The sequence below is a fragment of the Lentzea californiensis genome (genome assembly GCF_024648825.1).
Lineage (GTDB): Bacteria > Actinomycetota > Actinomycetes > Mycobacteriales > Pseudonocardiaceae > Lentzea > Lentzea californiensis.
The window spans coordinates 315,553-334,254 of the sequence record NZ_JANBBE010000010.1 but is presented as its reverse complement, the minus strand read 5'-3'; the positions used below and the strand labels follow the sequence as shown (position 1 = coordinate 334,254).

Here is an 18,702-nt window from a genome sequence, read left to right as displayed (position 1 = left end):
CGTGTTCTCGACACCGGAAGTGGTCCGACTTCAAGGGCTATTTGTGGCTCTGTCAACTGGACCGGTTGCGCGGCAGAGTTCACCGGCATGAGCCTCGCCTTCCTGATCACGACGTTGATCGCGGTCGCCACCCCCGGCACCGGTGTGCTGTACACGTTGTCCGCCGGTCTCGCGCACGGGCGCAAAGCGAGCGTGATCGCCGCGTTCGGCTGCACGCTGGGGATCGTGCCGCACGTGCTGGCGACCGTGACGGGGCTGGCGGCGTTGCTGCACACGAGCGCGCTGGCGTTCGAGGTCGTGAAGTACCTGGGTGTCGCGTACCTCGTCTACCTGGCGTGGGCGACGTGGCGGGACAGGAGCGAACTGGTCGTGGACACCGCGGCGGCACCGGCGTCGGCGCGCAGGGTCGTGGTGTCGGCGGTGCTGATCAACCTGCTCAACCCGAAGCTGACGATCTTCTTCGTGGCGTTCCTGCCGCAGTTCGCGACCGGGTTCGGGCAGATGGTGACGCTGAGCGCGGTGTTCATGGCGCTGACGTTCGTGGTGTTCGCCGTCTACGGGGTGTTCGCGGCGTCGATGCGCGACCGGGTGCTGGCACGGCCTCGGGTGATGGTGTGGCTGCGCCGGTTCTTCGCGGCCTCGTTCGCCGCGCTGGGCGTGAAGCTCGCGCTGTCCTAACAGGCGGCGGCGCGCCCCAGCAGCAGGGTGCGTTCGCGTTCGTTGCGGGTGAGGGTGGCGGCTTTCTCGAACTCGGCCTTGGCTTCGGCGGTGCGCCCGAGCTTGACCAGGAAGTCGCCGCGCACGCTGGGCAGCAGGTGGTAGCCCTGCAACGCCTTCTCGCCCGCGATCTCGTCGACCAGCGCGAGACCGGCGGCGGGCCCGAAGGCCATCGACAACGCCACGGCGCGGTTGAGCTCGACGATCGGGGACGGCGAGATGCTCGCGAGCACCTGGTAGAGGGTGGCGATGCGCTGCCAGTCGGTGTCCTCGGCCCTGCGCGCACGGCCGTGGCACGCGGCGAGCGCGGCCTGCACGTAGTACGGGCCGGGTGGCTGGTTGAGGGCTTCGGCGCGTTCGAGGGCCTTGAGGCCGCGGCCGATGAGCAGCCAGTCCCAGCGGCCCCGGTCCTGCTCGAGCAACAGCACCGGTTCGCCGTTCGGGCCGGTGCGGGCCTTGGTGCGGGAGGCCTGGATCTCCATCAGCGCGACCAGGCCGTGGACCTCGGCCTCCTTGGGCGCGAGCTCGGCGAGCACGCGGCCGAGCCGCAGCGCCTCGGCGCAGAGTTCGGGGCGCAGCCAGTCGTCGCCCTGGGTGGCGGAGTAGCCCTCGTTGAAGATCAGGTAGATGACCTCGAGGACGCTGGCGAGCCGGGTGGCGAGTTCGGGGCCTTCGGGCACCTCGAACGGCACCCCGGCGTCGGCGAGCGCCTTCTTGGCGCGCACGATGCGTTGCGCCACGGTCGCGTCGCTGACCAGGAACGCGCGGGCGATCTCCTCGGTCTTGAGGCCGCCCAGCATCTTCAGCGTGAGCGCGACGCGCGCCTCGGTGCCCAGGACGGGGTGGCAGGCGGTGAACATGAGGCTCAGCAGGTCGTCGCCGATCTCGTCGTCGATGCCCTCGCTGGCGTCCGGAGTGACCTCCTGGACCTCGCGGCCGATCTCCTCGACCTTGCGGTTGAGGTTCTCGCGCCGGCGGATCTGGTCGATCGAACGCCGCTTCGCCGTGGTCATCAGCCACGCGCCGGGGTTGCGCGGCACACCGTCCACCGGCCACTGCTCCAGGGCCGCGACCAGCGCGTCCTGGGCCATCTCCTCGGCGAGCCCGACGTCGCGGGTGTACCGGGCCAGGGCGGCGATGACCTTCGCCGACTCCATCCGCCAGACCGCGTCGATGGTGCGGTGCACCGAGGTAGCCCCCATGGGGGAATCAGACCACAGCCACCTGACGTATTTCCACGACGCACGCCGGGAGGGCGATGCGCTTCATCCGCTCGACCGCTTCCTCGTGGTCGCGCACGTCAATCAGCCAGAATCCCGAGATCCCGCACGAGTCCGGGACGAAGTCGCCCGCGTCGAGGAGCACGCCCGCGCGCAGCAGTTCGTCCCCGTGCAGTGCCGCCAACGGACCCGAACTCCTGACGAACACCATGAACCGCACCGGACCTCCTCGTTCGCCATCTACGGAGACGTCGAACGAGGAGGTGCCGGAATCGACGAGGTGATCAGCGGCCGAACGGTCATTCCGAGGTGAAGTCACCGGCGTGGTCGCGGGCCCATTGAGCGAACGTCCGGTACGGCCTGCCGGTGAGCTTCTCGTAGTCGGGCGACACGGCGAACTCGTAGTCGGCGAAGTCGTCGGGGTCGCCGCCCTCGTAGCCGGCGATGCCGAGGACGTAGCGCGCGATCTCCTCTGGCCAGCCGACGCTGACGTAGTAGGCGAGCGCCTCCTCCACGGTGACGTCGCGGAACGTCAGCGAGCGGCCGATCGCGGCGCCGATGTCGCGGGCCATGTCCCGCTGGGTGATCTGCGGCGGGCCGGACAGGTCGTAGGCCTTGCCGCCGTGGCCGTCGTCCTGCAGCACCTTGATCGCCACGTCGGCGATGTCGGCCTCGTGGATCGGCTGCCCGAACGCGTCTGGTTCGGGGTGCACGATCGTGCCGTCCTCGCGGATCGACGGTGCCCAGAGGTCGATCTTGTTGACCGCGAACTCGCCGGGCCGCAGGTGGGTCCACTCGACGCCGGACGCCTCGACGGCCTGCTCTACCGGCAGGTGGTGGCTGGTGTCGTAGCCGTAGGTCACCGCGCCCGAGGACAACGTGACGATCCTGCGCACGCCTGCCCGCACCGCTCGCTCGACCACCTCCCGCGCGGTCGGCGGGTGCACGAACAGGTAGAGCTTCTCGACGCCGTCGAACGGGATGCCGTCCGGGTCGTCGAGGTCCGCCTTCACCGTCTCCACGTGGGCGGGGAAGTCCGCCTTGGCCGGGTCGCGGGTGATCGCCCGCACCGGACCGCCGAGTCCCCGCACCACCAGCCGGCCGACGTTGCCCGTCGCACCGGTGACCAGTGTCGTCATCGCATGCCCCCTTCGATGCCGTCCAGCAACCTGTCGAGCCCGTAGTTCCACGAGTGGTGCATGTTCTGCGCGAGCGTGCCCTCGGTGTCGTAGGCGCCGGCGTTCCACAGCGCCGTCATCGCCGGGTAGCGCTCGACGTCGAAGTACTCGTCCCAGAACACCTGCCGAGCGCCCCACCACGAGTCACCCGACTCGCCGGTAGTGGCCGCGAGCTGCTGGTCGTCCACTTCGGACGCCGCGGCGCCGTGCACGAAACCCTCGACCGCGACGTGCGCCACGGTCACCTGCCGCGGTTCCAGGCCGGAGTCGGCGAGTGCGGCCAGCACGAACTCCTGGCCGTCCATGAGTCCCGGGCCGAGCGGCGGCCGCACCATCGACACGTCCCGCATCCACGGATGTGCCTGGTAGACCGCGCGCGTGCGGTCGGCGTAGTGCTTGATGCGCTCACGCCAGGTGCCCTCGGGCGTGAGCTCGCGTTCCTGCAGCACCGCGTCGGCCATGAGGTCGATCAACTCGGCCTTGCCGGGCACGTGCGTGTAGAGCGACATCGTGCCGACGGTCAGTTCCTGCGCGACGCGGGCCATCGACATCGCGCCGAGCCCCTCGCGGTCGGCCACCGCGATCGCCGCGGTGACGATCTGGTCGACGCTCACCTTGGGCTTCCTGCCGACCGGTTTCGGCTCCTGCGGCGTGCGCCAGAGCAGTGCGAGCGTCCTGACCGGGTCTCCCCCGCCACTGCGTTCGGCGGCCATCCGTCCACCCCATTCCGTAGGCCATACGGAAACAATACCGTATGACGTACGGAAACGGTCACTAGTTGACGTACCAGAGCACCCGGACGCTGGTGGGGGACGTGTCGCGCAGCTCCGCGCACACCTCATGAACCAGGACGAGTCCGGTCCGCCTGCACATGCGCTCGTCGGTGGGCAACGGCGGCCGGTGGATGAACCCGCCAGACGTGAGGCCCGCACGGACCACCTCACCAGCACGGTCTCCGGTCGCGGTCAGCTGCCGCGCGCAGTTGGCGCCGTGGCCGGAGCCGCAGTGACCGTCCCCCTCGGCGACCTCCAACCCGGATGCGGCCGACACCACGCCCTCGTCACGGGGCATGCTCGCGTCGAGGTCCAGGAACACGGCGATCGCCAGCCCGGGGACGACCATGGCGGGCAGCCACAGGACGCCGACGAGCAGGCGGCGGTCCACGAGCAGACCGACGGTGATCACGACCGCCGCGATCACCGGGTAGAGCCAGTAGACCTCCAGCGCCGAGGGCACCCACCGGCCGGGCAGCTCCATCCTGCGCGGCAGCACGAACCACGCCAGCAGGACCACCAAGAGCATGCCGACCGCGATCCCGGTCCGCCACGAACGGGCGAGGACGACCCACAGGACGATCGGCACCATTCCGAAAAGACCGGTGTCCACGGACAGCACGTTCACGACGAATCCCGCCACCAGCGGCGCGGCGCGCCACCAGTGCGACTCCCCCAAGTTCTGCACGCGACCAGTAAAGCGGAAACGCCGCCCCGAAGATCGGAACGGCGTTTTCTGTGGTGGGAGCTGGTAGTTCTAGGAGCGCCAGGCCAGCGCCGTCAGCATCTCCTTGCCGCGCTCGGCGCTGCGCGGGTTGCTGAGCACGTCGTAACGGCCGGCCACGAGCTGGGTGATCGAGGCGAAGTCGCGGCGGCCGCGGGTGGCTGCGTACCGGGTGGCTGCGCTGGCCAGGCCGAAGACCGTACCGACGACTAGGCCCGTGATGATCGGGGCGAGGGCGCCGCCGGTCGAGAACAGACCCAGCAGCAGACCGACGAACAGACCGAACCAGGCACCGGACGCGGCACCGCCACCGAGGACGCGGCCCCAGGTCAGGCGACCGGTGACGCGTTCGACGATCATCGGCTCGATGCCGACGATGGTGACGTCCGCGACCGGGAAGTCGTTGTCCGCCAGGTGGTCCACGGCCCGCTGTGCCTCTTCGTAGGTCCCGTAGGAACCGATGGGCCAGCCCGTGGGCGGCGTGGGCAGTGCGTTGGCGCCCGTGGAATTCGTTCCCGTGGCGAACGGAGTCGCGGTGGTCATTTCCAACACCTCCGAAGTGCGATCCCTACACCAGGTATTACGAACGCGCTCCCGTGTTTGTTCCCAGAGTTGAGCCGATGTGACTCAGCTCCCTGTCGGTAAGCGTGATGTCCAGCGATTCCAGTGTTTTCTGGAGGTCGTCCACCTGAGAATTCTCAGGTTTCTCCCCTGCGCGTTCGACGGTGAACTGAGTGCCGACCAGACGGCGGCTCAGACCCGGTTCGAGACGCATGACGACGAGCTGGCGGCTGAACGGCGACCGTTCGTGCGTTGCGACGTAGTAGTTGGCGGCCAGGTAGTCGACGGGACGCTGTTCGATGCCGGTCTCGAACGCGTGCTGCAGGTCCCAGCCGTCCGCCGACTGCTTCTCCAGCACCCAGCGGCCGTCCTCGCGGCGCAGGCGGTGCGGCCATCCGGCCTGGTCCACGACCGCGCCGTCGACCAGGGGCATCGGGTGCAGCATTCCGGCGCCGAACCCGACGTCGACGAGCTGGTCGTCGACGATGGACATGAAGTGTGTGCGCGGCCCGGTCATCACGCGGCTCATCTGCCTGTGGACGGTGTGGCCCAGACGTTCCAGCACGGCCGTGAACAGCAGCTGGTGCTCGTAGCAATAGCCGCCGCGGCGCCGCCCGAGCAACTTGTCCTGGATGTCGCCGAGGTCGAGTGACGGCACGCGGCCGAGCATCACGTCGATGTTCTCGAACGGAATGGCGCGTACATGCGCTTCGTGCAACTCCGTCAGCGAACTCGACGCCGACGCCCCCGTACGCGCGAAGTACGCGCCTAAGTCAACTGATTCTGTCTGCCACATGTCGTTCCCCCTGAGCTCGCTGCCATTCCTCTTTCGTCAGCGCGTACTCGACCTCTCCGTATTCCGCGCCGGGCAGCGGATCGGGGAAGTCGGCGTGGAACGTGCGGACGTGCCGCAGCCCGCACTTCTCCATCACGCGCCGCGACCCGGCGTTGACGAACATCGTGGTGGCGACGACCCGCTGGACGTCACCGGTGGTGAAACCGCGTTCGATCAGGGCTTTCCCGCCCTCGGTGGCGTAGCCGAGACCCCAGAACGCGCGGTGCAGGCGGTAGCCGAGCTCGACCTCGGTCGTGCCCTTGAACTCGAACCAGCCGGCGAACCGGCCGGTCGCCTTCTCGACGGCCGCGTGGAAGCCGTCCCCGAGGTAGTTCTCGGCCGGTGCCGGGTCGAGGTAGCGCATGACCTCGGGGTCGGCGTGCAGCGCGCGCAGTGAGTCCACGTCGGACGGGACGAGGGGCCGCAGCGCCAGGCGTTCGGTGTCCACGAGGAGATCCTGACGCGGCCGTCCACCGCTTTACCGCTGAGCGGCTACGACGGGTTCTGCGGTGTGATCGTCTCCAGGACGGTCCCGGCGGCGTCCCGCACGACCACGCGGGCGTCGGGGTGCCGGTCGAGCAGCCGTGCCGCCAGGACGAACGTGCCGTTGCCGATGGTGGCGGGCACGTCCGCGGCACCGGGGCTGGTGTAGGTGATCGACGCCGCGCGGGGGTCGAGGACCAGGCCGACCGCCGCGGTGCTGGTGCTGCCGCCGTCGTAGTACTCCCCCTGCTCGTTGACCTTGAACGGCTTGAAGCCGTAGAACACCGACTTCGCCGCGACGGTCGTGCCGCGGATCTCCGTCAGGTCGTCGAGGTCGTGGACCGAGCCGGGCGCCGGTTCGTGGTCCGCCTCGCGGCAGTGGAGCAGCAGGTCGCCGAAGCGGCCGGTGATGATCGTGTCTGTGGCGCTGACCTGGGCCGTGAGGCCGTGGGCGAACTGGTCGGGATCCGGGACCGCCCGCCCTTGCAGACAGGCACCGAACCGCGCGGTCTCGGGGGTGTCGCGGGCGGCGGGCGGCAGCGGCCGGTCGACGACGGACGTGGTGGGCCTCGGCACGCCCCGCACGGCGAATTCCTCGCCGTCGACCAGCGCCTTCGTGCCGTTCTCCGCCTTCTGGAAGCCGCTGGGAGCGAGGAACAGGCCGTCCACCAGCGCGGGCAGCGTGGTGCTCTGGCCGGCGTCGGCGATCTGGGACAGGCTGAGGAACTTGACGTCGAAGGAGACCAGGCCCGCCATCGTGCCGCTCGGCGTGGTGAACAGGATCTCCACCTGACGCCGGCCCTCGGGCACAGCCGGGTTCGGCACGGAGATCGTCGTGGTGGTGGCGGTGTTCGCGCAGAAGAACACGCCCGCCGGCACGCGGAACGCGGTGAGGACCGTGCCGTTCTTGGAGCTGGTCGCCATCGGCTGCCACTCCTGGGCGGGCGGGTGCTCCTTCGCGGCGGCGGCGCAGCGTGTCAGCGCCTCGGGGGCGACCTTGCCGGTTTCGACGTGGTTGACGAGCTTGCGGTCCTTGCCGACGAACTCGCCGTTGTGCTGCATCGGCGGGGCCGCGGGATCGGCCGAGCCGCCGAGCAGGGCCTGACTCGCGAACACCGCTCCGGCGGCGAGCACGCCGACACCGGCGGCGATCAGGACCGGCCTGCCGGTGCGGGCGGCCGGGCTCATGCCCTCGGACAGGCGCCGGCGGGCCCGCATGCGGACGTCGTCGGGCATGGTGCGGTGTTCGGGCAGCTGGTCGATCATCCGTTGTCCTCGGGGGTCAGGTCGCGCAGCCGGGCGCGGGCGCGGGTGCGGGAGACGCGGGCGCGGACGCTCGACTCGGCGATGCCGAGGAGCGCGGCGGCGTCAGCGGTGGACACGTCGCCGAGCAGGCAGAGCTGGGCGATCTCGCGTTCGGAGGCGGGCAGTTTCGCGATCGCGGCCACCACCCCGGCCAGCCGGCGCTGGGCGTCGGTGCGGGCGGCGACCTCGTCGGCGTGGTCGCGTTCGTCCTGCGGGGTCAGCTTCGCGACCAACCGCAACGCTCTGCGCGAGGCCCGCCATTCGGTGCGTGCGCGGTTCGCGGTCACCGTGTAGAGCCACGGCAGCGCCGAGTCGCGCACCAGCTGGGCGTCGCCGCGCTTGCGCCAGGCCGTCAGGAACGTCGCGGAGAGCAGGTCTTCGGCCTGCGACCAGGACGCGGTCAGGCGATAGGCGTAGTTCCAGACCGCTTCGGCGTGGCGTTCGAACAGCTCGGTGAACGCGGCGTGGTCGCCTTTCGCGATCTGCTCCCAGAGGCGCGTGTCGGGCGGCCCGAGGTTCGCGCGCTCGGTCGTTTCAGTCATCACACTCCGCCTGGGGCCGTCACAGGTCAGTGTGCTGCGTGACGCGCGTCACCGGGCTGGGAGGGAGCCGCCCCTCATTCGAGGCGTGAATGGCGCCGATGGCAAGATCTTCGGCGTGCCGATCGAGCAGAAGCAGCCCGGCAATGTCGAGGCGGAGACCCAGGTGTTCGCGAAGATCACGATCCCGCAGCAGGACGCGGCGACGATCCCGGGCGTTTCCCCGGTGATGCCCGCACCCGCCCCCGCGGTGGCCACTCCACCAGCGCCCGCTCCACCAGCGCCCGCTCCGGCGGCGACCACCCCGGCCGCGTCCGCGGCCGCGGAGCGCAAGGCCAAGTCGCTGACCCGGCGGCTGGCCCGCCGGATCCTCGGCCCGACCTTGATGACGAAGAGATAGGCCCTGCGACAGCTATCGGTCCGGGACCTGCCCCAAGCCTCCGCAGACTCGGCAGGCGGACCGGTCCTCGTTGAGCCCAGAACCAAGGCAACGGCTGCACTCCTTCACAGAAGAACAGTGTCCGCTTCTACTCCAAGTGGCGGCATCCGCCAAGCAGGGACCCTCCCGGCGATAATGGGTGACCCCCATCGTTCACGCTCGGTGATCAGGCCTGGGTGGACGGACCGGCTGAAATCTCGTTGGCACGTGCGACATTGCCTGCGACGATGCCTCCGCGTTCGCCGTGCGGGAGTCTCCACCAGCCGGAGCACCCGCGCGGGCACGGGTGCGTCATCTCGTGCAGCACAAGGCCTTCCGGGCCGGGGACGGGTTGCTGCCACGACATGGTTCCGGACCCCGCGCACAACTGGCAGGTGTCCTCTTCGCACTCCACACCTGTAGGTACTCCACACGGGACACTTCAGGCAATCGCTGGATCGAGGGGAGATCACCGATGGCAGTCGCGGTCGTGACGGGAGCGGGTTCCGGGGTGGGGCGCGCGGCGGCGCGAACCCTGCTGGGGGCGGGGTTCCAGGTGGCGCTGGCGGGCCGGCGCGAGGACGCGCTGGTCGAGACCGCGGAGGGCTTTCCCGACTCGGCGCTCGTGGTGCCGGCCGATGTGTCGCGTGAGGACTCGGTCGTCGCGCTGTTCGAGGCGGTCGTCGCGCGCTTCGGCCGTATCGACGTGTTGTTCAACAACGCCGGGATGAACGTGCGCGCGACACCGATCGAGGAGTTCAGCCTCAGCGCGTGGGAGAAGGTCGTCGGGGTGAACCTCACCGGCGCCTTCCTGTGCGCCCGCGAGGCGTTCAAGGTGATGAAGACGCACGGCGGTGGCCGGATCATCAACAACGGCTCGATCTCGGCGTCGGTGCCCCGCCCGCACGCGGTGGCCTACAACGCGACCAAGCACGCGATGACGGGGCTGACCAAGTCGTTGTCGTTGGAGGGCCGCGCGTTCGGCATCGCGTGCGGGCAGATCGACATCGGCAACGCCGCGACGGAGATGACCGAGCGGATGGGCGCCGGCGTGCTCCAGGCGGACTTCGAGGTCGAGCCGGAGCCGACGTTCGACGTGCGACACGTGGCCGACGCCGTGCTGTACCAGGCTCAGCTGCCGTTGAACGCCAACGTGCAGTTCATGACCGTGATGGCGACGACGATGCCGTTCGTCGGTAGAGGATGAGACGTCTACATCGGCAGTGAGGGGGTTACTTGGCCTGGTACATGCCGCCACCGCGCTCGAGCAGGCCGAAGTCGACGAGGTAGCGGCGGATGGTGACGTGGTCGACCTCTCCCCCGTCGCACCACGCCGCGAGCCGCTCGTTGATCTCCTTCTCCTCGTAGTACGTCCGCGCGGTGAAAGCCTGTGCGGCGACGTGTTCGAGGATCTTGCGGCGGCGGTCGTGGGCGACCGGCAGTGAGATGAGCTTGTCGCCCCTGATGAACGGCGCGAGCCCGTCCGCGGGCATCGCCTCGGTCAGCGTCGCCGCGAGCGGCTTGAGGTCGGCGGGCCGGGCCGGTTGCCCCTCGACCAGCCCGGCCTCGCGCAGCTTGCTCAGCGCGGTGCCGGCGTCCTTGACCTTCAGTCCGGAGGCGGCGGCGACGTCGGCCAGGGTGCCCGCGCCGAGGACGACGGCGGCGAACGCCCGAAGCCTCGCGGGTTCGGCCAGGGCGCGCACGACGGATTCCGGGGTGGTCATGCCTGCGAACCTAACGCCGCCGTCCACCCGTTTTCAGCGGGCAGGAGCCCCCTGCCACTCCTCGCTCATCGGCCGACCAGCCCTTCGGCCATGACGTCGGCGAGGTAGCCCTCGAAGTCCGGCGTGTCCGGTTCCAGCACGTGCCGCACCCACGCCGTGCGTTCGTGGGCGAGCGGCGGAAGCTCCCAGACGCAGCCGATGAGGTCCTTCGGGATGACGGTGAAGTGAGTGAGGTCCGGGTCGGTCGAGCCGAGGAACGGCTGGTCGCCGGACACGGCGGTGCGGCAGTGCAGGACGTTGTCCCAGACCCAGTTGTAGGCGTTGAGGTACATGCCCGCGGCGCTGCGGTGCAGGACCGTCACGGTGGCGGGCGGGGTCGGGTCCTCGAAGTCCGGGTAGATCTTCGGCAGGAAAGCGTAGGCGGCGTCGCGGATGTCGTCGGTGATCTCCAGCCCCGGGGTGACCACCTCGTAGCGCTTGACGTGCCTACCGGCGACGACCAGCGGTTCCCTGACCGCCAGCTCCTTCTCGTAGAAAGCCATGGGTCGAACGTATGAGCTGACACTGACAACTTGTGTCAGTGTGTGCCGTGCGCGCGAGTCGATTGGTGTCGTTGCTGCTCCTGCTGCAGAGCAAGGGGCGGATGACGGCGCAGGCGCTGGCCAACGAGCTGGAGGTGTCGGTCCGCACGATCTACCGGGACGTGGACTCGCTGCACGCGGCCGGGGTGCCGCTGTACGGCGACGCGGGCCCGGCCGGGGGCTACCAGCTGCTCGACGGCTATCGCACGCGGCTCACCGGCCTGACCGAGCAGGAGGCGGAGTCGCTGTTCCTGGCGGGCCTGCCGGGACCGGCGGCGGAGCTGGGCCTCGGGGACGCCGTCGCGGCGACGCAGCTCAAGCTGATGGCGGCGCTGCCGTCGCCGATGCGCGACCGGGCCTCGCGGATGGCCACGCGGTTCCACCTCGACGCCCCCGCCTGGTACTACGACCCGGAGCGTTCGCCGTTGCTGGGGGTCGTGGCCGACGCGGTGTGGCGGGAGCGGCTGCTGGAGGTCACCTACCGGCGGTGGCGCGCGCCCGAGGAGGTGACGCGCGTGCTGCGGCCGCTGGGCCTCGTGCTGAAGGCCGGGCGCTGGTACCTGGTCGCGCAGGGGTCCACGCGGATCTCCACGTACCGGGTGTCGCAGATCCAGGCGGCCACCGTGTCGGAGGAGTCGTTCACGCGGCCGGAGGGGTTCGACCTCGCGGCGCACTGGACGGCGTCGTTGGAGGACTTCCAAGCGCGGCAGCACACGGGTTCGGCGGTGATCAGGCTGTCGCCGGCCGGCTGGGAGGCGTTCCCGTCGCACGTGCTGCCGGTCGTGGCGCGGGCGGCGCAGGAGTCCGTCGCGGAGGAGGACGGCTTCTTCGTGGCGACGATCCCGATCGAGTCGGTCGCCCACGCGACCGGCATGTTGCTGCGGCTGGGCGGTGAGGTCGAGGTGCTGGAGCCCGAGGAGCTGCGGGAGCAGATGACGGCGGCGGTGCGCCGCCTGGCCTCGATGTACCTGTGAACCGAGGTTCATGAGGATGAGGGTGGGCGTCGAAGCCGCGCGGTAGCGGCGACGACCGGGCTGAGCGCGGCGGTGGCCAGGGCGCCGAGGGTGGTGTTGGTGGCCAGGATCAGCCGGACGGTGCTCATGGCCGCGGAGAGGACCTCGCCGCCTCGCCGCCGCAGCTGCGCTTCGTAGCGGCCGATCGCGTCGGTGAGGGTCGTGGTGGTGCCGTCAGGGAGAGCGTCGAACTGGGCGAGCAGGTCGGCGGCGTCCTGAATGGCCGCGCCGGCGCCCATGCCCGCGGTGGGTGGTGTGGCGTGCACGGCGTCACCGAGCGCGGTGATGCGGCCTGCGGCCCAGGGGGCGAGGTCGGTGGCGCGGGTCGACGCGGCGTTGAAACGGAACGCGGCGACGCTGACGGGATCGGTCCGTGCGATGACCTCCAGCGTGTGGCCGGCCCACCTGTGGTCTCGGAACCGGTCGAGCAGAGCGGTTCGCAGCGCGGTGCCGTGCAGGTCCCGCAGGACGTCGGTCCGGGCGGATTCGGGGAACATCGCTCCCCAGATGTAGGTCGGGCCGGTGGTGATCGACGTGCTCAGCTCGGGGGCGTCGAGCGCGGCGTTGCCGACCGGGTCGAGGAACCCGACGTAGAGCGCGGCGCCCCGCGGGCCGATCGCCATCGACGAGCGTGTTCCGAGCCGGTGCTGCTCGGGGACGGTGAGGCCGGCCCGCGGGGTGCGGCCGGAGAACCCGATGATGCCGGCCGGGTGGTTGGTCGGGCCCGCTGCCAGGTGGCGGGCCACGACCGAGTGGGTTCCGTCGGCGCCGACCACCAGGTCCGCGGTGACCGACGTGCCGTCGGCGAACATGACCTGCGGCATGCCGTGTTCGTCGACGCCGACGCCCGACACGGCCCGCCCGAGGTGGAGGTCCTCGCCGACGGCCTCCGCCAGCAGCGTGCGCAGCGTGATGCGGTCGACGTCGATGCTCGCGCTGCCGGACAGGTCCGGGCCGTGCCCGAGCACGCGGCCGCGGTAGTCCCAGAACATGTCACGGTCCCGCAGGCGCAGCGCCGAGGCCGAAGCCAGCAGCCGGCGCATGATCTCCGGCGCCACCAGCCGCCGCAGCGCGGACTGGGCTCGCTCGTCGAGGGTGATGTGGTAACCGCCGGTGGCAGCGACGTCGGTGTCGCGGTCGTACACCGCCACCTCGTGGCCGCTCCGGCGCGATCCCGCTGCCAGAGCGAGTCCACCGATCCCTCCACCTACCACGACAACGCGCATGCTCAACTGCCTTTCCACCGCTCGACGACCTATTGCTGTCGACGTGGACGGTGCCGTCAGTAGTGGACACCGGATGGCCAGTACTGCTGGCACGATGAGGCAATGGCGAGTACGTCACACCGGGCGCTGCAAGTGCTGTCCCTGCTCGGCTCGCGCCGGACGTGGCGGTTGCGGGATCTCGCCGCCCGCCTCGCGGTCAGCGAACGCACCGTGCGACGCGACCTCGACACCTTGCGCGAACTCGGATACCCGGTCCTGACCGTCCGCGGCCCCGATGGCGGTTACCGGCTCGGCACCGGACACGCCCTGCCGCCCCTGCTGTTCGACCACGACCAGGCACTTGCCATCGCCATCGCGCTGCAGACCGCACCCAGCTCGGTGTTCGGCCTGCAGGACGACACCGCCAGAGCACTGGCCACCGTGCAGCAGGCCATGCCCGACACGCTCCGCGCCGCCATGGAGTCCCTGCGCCTGACCAGTCTGCGCAACTACTGGGAGTTCCCCGCACCCCCGATCGACCCCGCCGCGCTCACCACCGTCGGCGCCGCCGTGCGCCTGCGCCGTGTTCTCGTCACCGAAGTCCTGCGCCCGGACGGAACGCGCGCCGCCCCCGGCGAGGCGGACTTCGCCGCAGCCCGCCGCCTCGAGCCCCACCACCTCGTGGTGTGGGCGGGACGGTGGTACCTCGTCGCCTACGACCTCGAAGACCAGGACTGGCGAGTACATCGAGTGGACCGGCTGCACCCGCAGCACACCACCCGCGCCTTCGCTCCTCGCGAACCCCCAGGTGACGACCTAGGGAACTTCGTCATGAGCAGCCCCGACCGCGGCGACACGCCTGCGGCCTGGCAGTGCACCGGCAGCGCCCGCCTCAACATGCCCGCACACGTCGTGGCTCGCTGGGCCCCCGGCGGCTCCGTCGTCGAACACCTCGACACCGATCACTGCCGCCTCACCCTCGGCGCCTGGTCCTGGGCCGGCATCGCCGGAATCCTCGCCACCTTCGACACCGGCCTCACCGACCTGCAGCCACCCGAACTCCTGCAAGCCTGCCGTCACATCGGCCATCGCTACGCCACCATCGGAACGGCGGAACCCGCCGTTCGAGCGAGGCGAGACGATGCGGTCCTGTGCGACCGTCAGTCCTAACGCGACCGACTCGCGTGCTCAACGCTCGCGAGCCAGCTCCCGGTCGTGCACCCGTGCCAACGTCAGCTGCGCGGCCAACGCCCCCAGCAGCGCCATGAACATGTCCCACTGCGTGTCCCAGACGTCGCCCTGGGTGCCGAGGAACTCGTCGGCACCCGAGCCGGCGACCACGGCCGCCAGCCACTCGCCCAGTTCGTAGGTCGCGCTGAAGGCCAGGCACACGCTGACGACGAGGAAGAACAGCCAACCGCCCGGTCGCAGCGCAGTCCGGCGCAGCAGGACCTCCCGGGCGAGCACGGCCGGGACGAACCCCTGCACGAGGTGGGCGAACCGGTCGTAGTGGTTGCGGGCGAGGTCGAACCAGTCCTGCACCCAGAACCCGGCCGGCACCCGCGCGTAGGTGTAGTGGCCGCCCAGGATCAGCACCAGCACGTGCAGGAAGATCAGCCGGTACAGCAGCGGGGTGAGGCGGAACCGCCGGTAGGTCGCCACGAGCAGCGCCCCGCCGATGACGACGGGGGCCACTTCGAGGTACCAGGTGGTGCGGTCGTGGGGGCTGATGCCCGACGCGACCAGGGCGACGGCCGTCAGTCCCAGCAGGACCAGCGGTTCGAGCAGTCTCTTGTCATAGCTCACGGATCACCTTGCAGGGATTGCCGACGGCCAGTACGCGCGGCGGGATGTCGCGCGTGACGACGCTACCGCCGCCGAGCCACACGTTGTCGCCGATGGTGACGCCGGCGCAGACGATGACACCGCCGCTGAGCCACACGTTGTCGCCGATGGTGATGGGGGCGGCGGACTCCCAGCGCTGGCGGCGGGCCTCGTGGTCCTCGATGGGGTGCAGGGCGGTGAGCAGTTGTGCGCGGGGGCCGATGGAGACGTCGTCGCCGATGGTGATGGTGGCGCAGTCCATGAGGATGGCGTCGTAGTTGAGGAAGCTGTTGGAGCCCATGTGGATCTGGTAGCCGTAGTCGCACTGGAACCGCGGCATGACCCACGAGCCCTCGCCGAGTGAGCCGAAGAGCTTCGTGATGACGCCGGCCGAGCGGGTGGCGTTGAACTCGTCCACGAGCCGCTGTGCGGACAGGCGTTCCGCGACGAGTTCGGGGTCGGAGTCCTTGTAGAGCTCGCCGGTCATCATCCTCTGCTTCTCGGTGATCATCCTTCGAGGGTGCCCGAACGCAGCAGTGCGCGTGCGCGGAATGCGGCGATCTCCATCAGCGCCACGACGTCCGCGGCCTCGAAACCGGGGGGCGGCTCGACCGCGAGCACCACAGGTGTGGTGGTCGGCAGTGTGGGTCGAGGAGGTATCTGACATGCTGGTTCGACGGAAACCACCACAGGTGTTCTGGTGCCGACGGGGCCTGCGACGCGCCGGCGCAGCGCGTCGAGGAGTTCCTGTTCCGGTTTTCCCTTGAGCAGCAGCAGGACGAACGGGTCGGCGTCGAGCAGCCAGCCGACCTGCAGGGCCAGGGCGGCGCCGTGGCGGCACGGGAGTTCCCAGCCGCCGCAGTCGCAGTCGGCTTCGAGGTCGCCTATGCCGGGCAGCAGGTCCACTCCGGACTCCTCGGCGGCGAGGACGAGGTCGCGCGGCATGTCGTTGTCCAGCAGGGCGGCGATGTGGCCGGCGTGTTCGGCGACGCGGTCGAGGAACCGTCCCCATTGGACCTCGGAGAGCACCGGGAGGCTGACGGTGGTGCTGTAGACGGTGTCGTCGTCGTGGACCTGGGCGTGCAGGAGGCCGGGGCTCACGGTGATCGGGCCGACGACGCCGGCGTGGGCGTAGCGGCGGGCCAGGCGGATCAGGCCGGTGTCGAGGGCGGTGTCCGACAACGCCTTCGCCCAGGCCTTGCCCCACCAGGTGGTGGCGACGCGGCGCGTCACCTTGGGGAACGCGGCGAATCCGCGTGCGGTCACGGTGCGCTCCTCAGCTGGACGAGTTCAGCCAGTTCGGCGTCGGTGAGTTCGGTGAACGCGGACTCTCCCCCGTGCAGGACGGCGTCGGCGAGGTCGCGCTTGTCCTGCAGCAGCGCGGCGATGCGTTCCTCGACGGTGCCCTCGGTGACGAGCTTGTGCACCTGCACGGGCCTGGTCTGGCCGATGCGGTAGGCGCGGTCGGTGGCCTGGTCCTCGACGGCGGGGTTCCACCAGCGGTCGAAGTGGATGACGTGGTCGGCGCGGGTGAGGTTGAGGCCGGTGCCGGCGGCCTTGAGCGAGAGCAGGAACACGGGTGCGCGGCCGTTCTGGAAGTCGTCGACCATCCGCTCGCGCTGGGGCACGGGTGTGCCGCCGTGCAGGAACCGCGTGGGCTGCGTGATGTGCTGCTCGAGCAGCCGGGCCATGCCGACGTACTGGGTGAAGATCAGCGCCGAGCCGTCCTCGGCGACGATCGTGGCGAGCAGTTCGTCGAGCAGGTCGAGCTTGCCGGAGGTGCCCCGCAGCGTGGGGTGGCCGAGGTAGTGCGACGGGTGGTTGCAGATCTGCTTGAGCCCGGTCAGCAGTTTGAGCACGAGGCCGCGCCGGGCCATGCCGTCGCTCGACGCGATCTGCTCGAGGGTCTCCCTGGTCAGCGCCTCGTACAGCGCCGCCTGCTCGACGCTGAGCGAGACGTAGCGGTCGGTCTCGGTCTTGGCGGGCAGTTCGGGGGCGACGCCGGGGTCGGACTTGCGGCGGCGCAGCAGGAACGGCCGGACGACCTTGGCCAGCGTGTCGTCGGGGTGCGGCCAGCGGGTGCGGAACGCGCGGTGCGTGCCGAGCAGGCCCGGTGTCGTCCAGTCCAGGATGGACCACAGCTCCGACAGCGAGTTCTCGACCGGGGTGCCCGACAACGCGACGCGCGCGGCGGCGGGGATCGAGCGCAGTGCCTTGGCGGTGCCGGAGTGCGGGTTCTTGACGTGCTGGGCCTCGTCGGCGACGACCATGCCCCACGGGTGCGCGCGCAACGCCTCGGCGTCCAGGCGCATGGTGCCGTAGGTCGTGAGCACGACGCCTTCGGTGGCGAGGGTCCGTTGTGGACCGTGGTAGCGGATGACGGGTGTGCCGGGTGCGAAGCGGTGGATCTCGCGTTCCCAGTTGCCCAGCAGCGAGGCCGGGCAGACGACGAGCGTGGGCTGGTCGTGGCGGCGGTGCAGGTGCAGGGCGATGAGCGTGATGGTCTTGCCCAGGCCCATGTCGTCGGCGAGGCAGGCGCCCAGGCCGAGGCCGGTCATGTGGGCGAGCCAGCGCAGTCCGTGCAGCTGGTAGTCGCGCAGCCGCGCCTGCAACGCTGCGGGCTGCGGGAACTCCGGGACCGTGGTGATGGTGGTGGTGAGGCTGTGCGGGGCGACCTCGACGTGTTCGCCGCCGATGATCGCCACGCCGGTGAGCGCGGCGGTGACGGCCTGGGCCGCGGTGATGGGTTCGAGCCGTTGCCGGGCTTTGCGGCGCAGCTTCGGGTCGACCAGCACCCACTGGTCGCGCAACTTCACGATCGGCCGCGAGGCTTCGGCGACGAGGTCCATCTCGGCGTCGGTGAGCTCGGAGTCGCCGAGCGCGATCCGCCAGTCGAACGAGAGCAGGTCGCCTGCCTGGAGCGGGCCGCTGGGTTCGCCGATGACGGCTTTCGCGGACAGGTTCGTGGCGAGCTCGCGCGGCCAGTGGACCTCGATGCCGGTGCCGAGCAGTTCGCCGACCTCGTCGTCGGTGAGGTCGGCCTGGTCGAGCAGGCGTTGCAGCGGCGGCCAGTCGATGCGGGCCATCGCGCGGATGGCGTCGAGTTCGCGGCCGGAGCCGCGCACGTCGCGCGGGTAGGGGTCGGTGACGGCGCGGACCTGCACGATCGCCCGGAACCGCAGGTCGTCGGTGGTCTCGATGCGCAGCGACAGGGTGATCTGCTCGTCGGCCCAGGTCTTGAGCGCGGAGACGTCACAGGCGTCGGTGCCGGCGAACGGGCCTGTGCCGGTGCGGGGCAGCGTGTCGGCGACGGCGTCGAGGAACTGGCGGAGCAGGTCGTAGTCGCCGTGCGCGGCGAGCTGGCGCAGGTGCAGCTCGTCGGCGTGGTCGAGCGGTCCGGCGCGCCAGGTGTCGTGGCCACCGGCCGTCACGCCGGGCACGATCCGGCCGCGGGCGACGAGGGTGAGCGCGGTCGCGGCGGCCACCGCCCAGTAGCCGTCGCCGGACAGCGCCTCGGGTAAGGCTTCGAGCAGGGGTTTTCCGTGGAGCTGGCCGAATCTGGGCGGGTCGGCAGGCACGAACATACTCTGTACCGTACACCA

The 18,702-nt window shown here is 70.4% G+C and carries 22 protein-coding genes; 5 read left to right on the top strand and 17 right to left on the bottom strand.

Annotated elements, in window-relative coordinates; translation table 11 throughout:
- Window positions 1-87 precede the first annotated feature (87 nt).
- Complete coding sequence (locus LX88_RS31865) at window positions 88-678, top strand: LysE family translocator (protein ID WP_258951469.1); 591 nt, start codon at window positions 88-90, stop codon at window positions 676-678.
- Here LX88_RS31865 and LX88_RS31860 read toward each other — a convergent pair.
- The 10 genes from LX88_RS31860 to LX88_RS31815 form a co-directional block, all read right to left on the bottom strand.
- The gene (locus tag LX88_RS31860; RefSeq protein ID WP_258951468.1) at window positions 675-1,919 is read right to left on the bottom strand and encodes an RNA polymerase sigma factor; all 1,245 of its coding nucleotides are present in this window, start codon (window positions 1,917-1,919) and stop codon (window positions 675-677) included. The two genes, LX88_RS31865 and LX88_RS31860, sit on opposite strands and share 4 nt — an antisense overlap.
- Before the next feature lie 7 nt (window positions 1,920-1,926).
- Window positions 1,927-2,157: a YciI family protein gene (locus LX88_RS31855; RefSeq protein WP_258951467.1), complete on the bottom strand. Its 231-nt coding sequence runs from the start codon at window positions 2,155-2,157 to the stop codon at window positions 1,927-1,929.
- 79 nt (window positions 2,158-2,236) lie between these two features.
- The gene (locus LX88_RS31850; RefSeq protein ID WP_258951466.1) at window positions 2,237-3,076 is read right to left on the bottom strand and encodes an NAD(P)H-binding protein; all 840 of its coding nucleotides are present in this window, start codon (window positions 3,074-3,076) and stop codon (window positions 2,237-2,239) included.
- Entirely contained in the window at window positions 3,073-3,828 is a 756-nt protein-coding gene (locus LX88_RS31845) for a TetR/AcrR family transcriptional regulator (protein WP_258951465.1), read from the bottom strand. The genes LX88_RS31850 and LX88_RS31845 overlap by 4 nt, the downstream gene beginning before the upstream one ends.
- 61 nt (window positions 3,829-3,889) lie before the next feature.
- Window positions 3,890-4,576: a hypothetical protein gene (locus LX88_RS31840; RefSeq protein WP_258951464.1), complete on the bottom strand. Its 687-nt coding sequence runs from the start codon at window positions 4,574-4,576 to the stop codon at window positions 3,890-3,892.
- Window positions 4,577-4,645: 69 nt separating this feature from the next.
- Window positions 4,646-5,155 (bottom strand): YflT domain-containing protein, encoded by a 510-nt coding sequence (locus LX88_RS31835; RefSeq protein WP_258951463.1) that lies wholly within the window; start codon window positions 5,153-5,155, stop codon window positions 4,646-4,648.
- A gap of 37 nt (window positions 5,156-5,192) precedes the next feature.
- Entirely contained in the window at window positions 5,193-5,891 is a 699-nt protein-coding gene (locus LX88_RS31830) for an arylamine N-acetyltransferase family protein (RefSeq protein ID WP_258951462.1), read from the bottom strand.
- Window positions 5,892-5,946: 55 nt separating this feature from the next.
- On the bottom strand, window positions 5,947-6,456 hold the full coding sequence (locus tag LX88_RS31825; protein WP_258951461.1) for a GNAT family N-acetyltransferase: 510 nt from the start codon (window positions 6,454-6,456) through the stop codon (window positions 5,947-5,949).
- A gap of 44 nt (window positions 6,457-6,500) precedes the next feature.
- Entirely contained in the window at window positions 6,501-7,757 is a 1,257-nt protein-coding gene (locus LX88_RS31820; RefSeq protein WP_258951460.1) for a hypothetical protein, read from the bottom strand.
- A complete protein-coding gene (locus LX88_RS31815; protein ID WP_258951459.1) occupies window positions 7,754-8,338 on the bottom strand; it encodes an RNA polymerase sigma factor in 585 nt (194 codons plus the stop codon). The genes LX88_RS31820 and LX88_RS31815 overlap by 4 nt, the downstream gene beginning before the upstream one ends.
- A gap of 85 nt (window positions 8,339-8,423) precedes the next feature.
- Between LX88_RS31815 and LX88_RS31810 the strand changes: the two genes are divergently transcribed.
- Both LX88_RS31810 and LX88_RS31805 read left to right on the top strand, forming a co-directional pair.
- Window positions 8,424-8,735 (top strand): hypothetical protein, encoded by a 312-nt coding sequence (locus LX88_RS31810; RefSeq protein WP_258951458.1) that lies wholly within the window; start codon window positions 8,424-8,426, stop codon window positions 8,733-8,735.
- Between the two features lie 493 nt (window positions 8,736-9,228).
- The gene (locus tag LX88_RS31805; protein WP_258951457.1) at window positions 9,229-9,960 is read left to right on the top strand and encodes an SDR family oxidoreductase; all 732 of its coding nucleotides are present in this window, start codon (window positions 9,229-9,231) and stop codon (window positions 9,958-9,960) included.
- A 25-nt stretch (window positions 9,961-9,985) separates the two neighbouring features.
- Here the strand turns inward: LX88_RS31805 and LX88_RS31800 are convergent, their stop codons facing one another.
- Together LX88_RS31800 and LX88_RS31795 are read right to left on the bottom strand one after the other, a co-directional pair.
- A complete protein-coding gene (locus LX88_RS31800) occupies window positions 9,986-10,477 on the bottom strand; it encodes a DUF2087 domain-containing protein (protein ID WP_258951456.1) in 492 nt (163 codons plus the stop codon).
- Window positions 10,478-10,542: 65 nt separating this feature from the next.
- Complete coding sequence (locus tag LX88_RS31795) at window positions 10,543-11,019, bottom strand: hypothetical protein (RefSeq protein WP_258951455.1); 477 nt, start codon at window positions 11,017-11,019, stop codon at window positions 10,543-10,545.
- A gap of 47 nt (window positions 11,020-11,066) precedes the next feature.
- Here LX88_RS31795 and LX88_RS31790 point away from each other — a divergent pair, with 47 nt between their 5' ends.
- Window positions 11,067-12,032 carry a helix-turn-helix transcriptional regulator gene (locus LX88_RS31790; protein ID WP_258951454.1) on the top strand — a complete coding sequence of 322 codons (966 nt, stop codon included), beginning with the start codon at window positions 11,067-11,069 and terminating at the stop codon, window positions 12,030-12,032.
- An 8-nt stretch (window positions 12,033-12,040) separates the two neighbouring features.
- Here LX88_RS31790 and LX88_RS31785 read toward each other — a convergent pair whose 3' ends face one another.
- Window positions 12,041-13,297, bottom strand: a complete 1,257-nt coding sequence (locus LX88_RS31785) for an FAD-dependent oxidoreductase (protein ID WP_258951453.1) — start codon at window positions 13,295-13,297, stop codon at window positions 12,041-12,043.
- A 102-nt stretch (window positions 13,298-13,399) separates the two neighbouring features.
- Here LX88_RS31785 and LX88_RS31780 point away from each other — a divergent pair, with 102 nt between their 5' ends.
- On the top strand, window positions 13,400-14,446 hold the full coding sequence (locus tag LX88_RS31780) for a helix-turn-helix transcriptional regulator (RefSeq protein ID WP_258951452.1): 1,047 nt from the start codon (window positions 13,400-13,402) through the stop codon (window positions 14,444-14,446).
- An 18-nt stretch (window positions 14,447-14,464) separates the two neighbouring features.
- On the opposite strand, the gene LX88_RS31775 is transcribed toward LX88_RS31780, so the two are convergent.
- The 4 genes from LX88_RS31775 to LX88_RS31760 are packed head-to-tail and all read right to left on the bottom strand — an operon-like array spanning window position 14,465 to window position 18,684.
- Window positions 14,465-15,082 (bottom strand): DUF2238 domain-containing protein, encoded by a 618-nt coding sequence (locus LX88_RS31775; protein WP_258951451.1) that lies wholly within the window; start codon window positions 15,080-15,082, stop codon window positions 14,465-14,467.
- On the bottom strand, window positions 15,072-15,611 hold the full coding sequence (locus tag LX88_RS31770; protein WP_258951450.1) for a sugar O-acetyltransferase: 540 nt from the start codon (window positions 15,609-15,611) through the stop codon (window positions 15,072-15,074). The genes LX88_RS31775 and LX88_RS31770 overlap by 11 nt, the downstream gene beginning before the upstream one ends.
- A complete protein-coding gene (locus tag LX88_RS31765) occupies window positions 15,608-16,366 on the bottom strand; it encodes an SWIM zinc finger family protein (protein WP_258951449.1) in 759 nt (252 codons plus the stop codon). The genes LX88_RS31770 and LX88_RS31765 overlap by 4 nt, the downstream gene beginning before the upstream one ends.
- A complete protein-coding gene (locus LX88_RS31760; RefSeq protein WP_258951448.1) occupies window positions 16,363-18,684 on the bottom strand; it encodes a DEAD/DEAH box helicase in 2,322 nt (773 codons plus the stop codon). The genes LX88_RS31765 and LX88_RS31760 overlap by 4 nt, the downstream gene beginning before the upstream one ends.
- Window positions 18,685-18,702 lie beyond the last annotated feature (18 nt).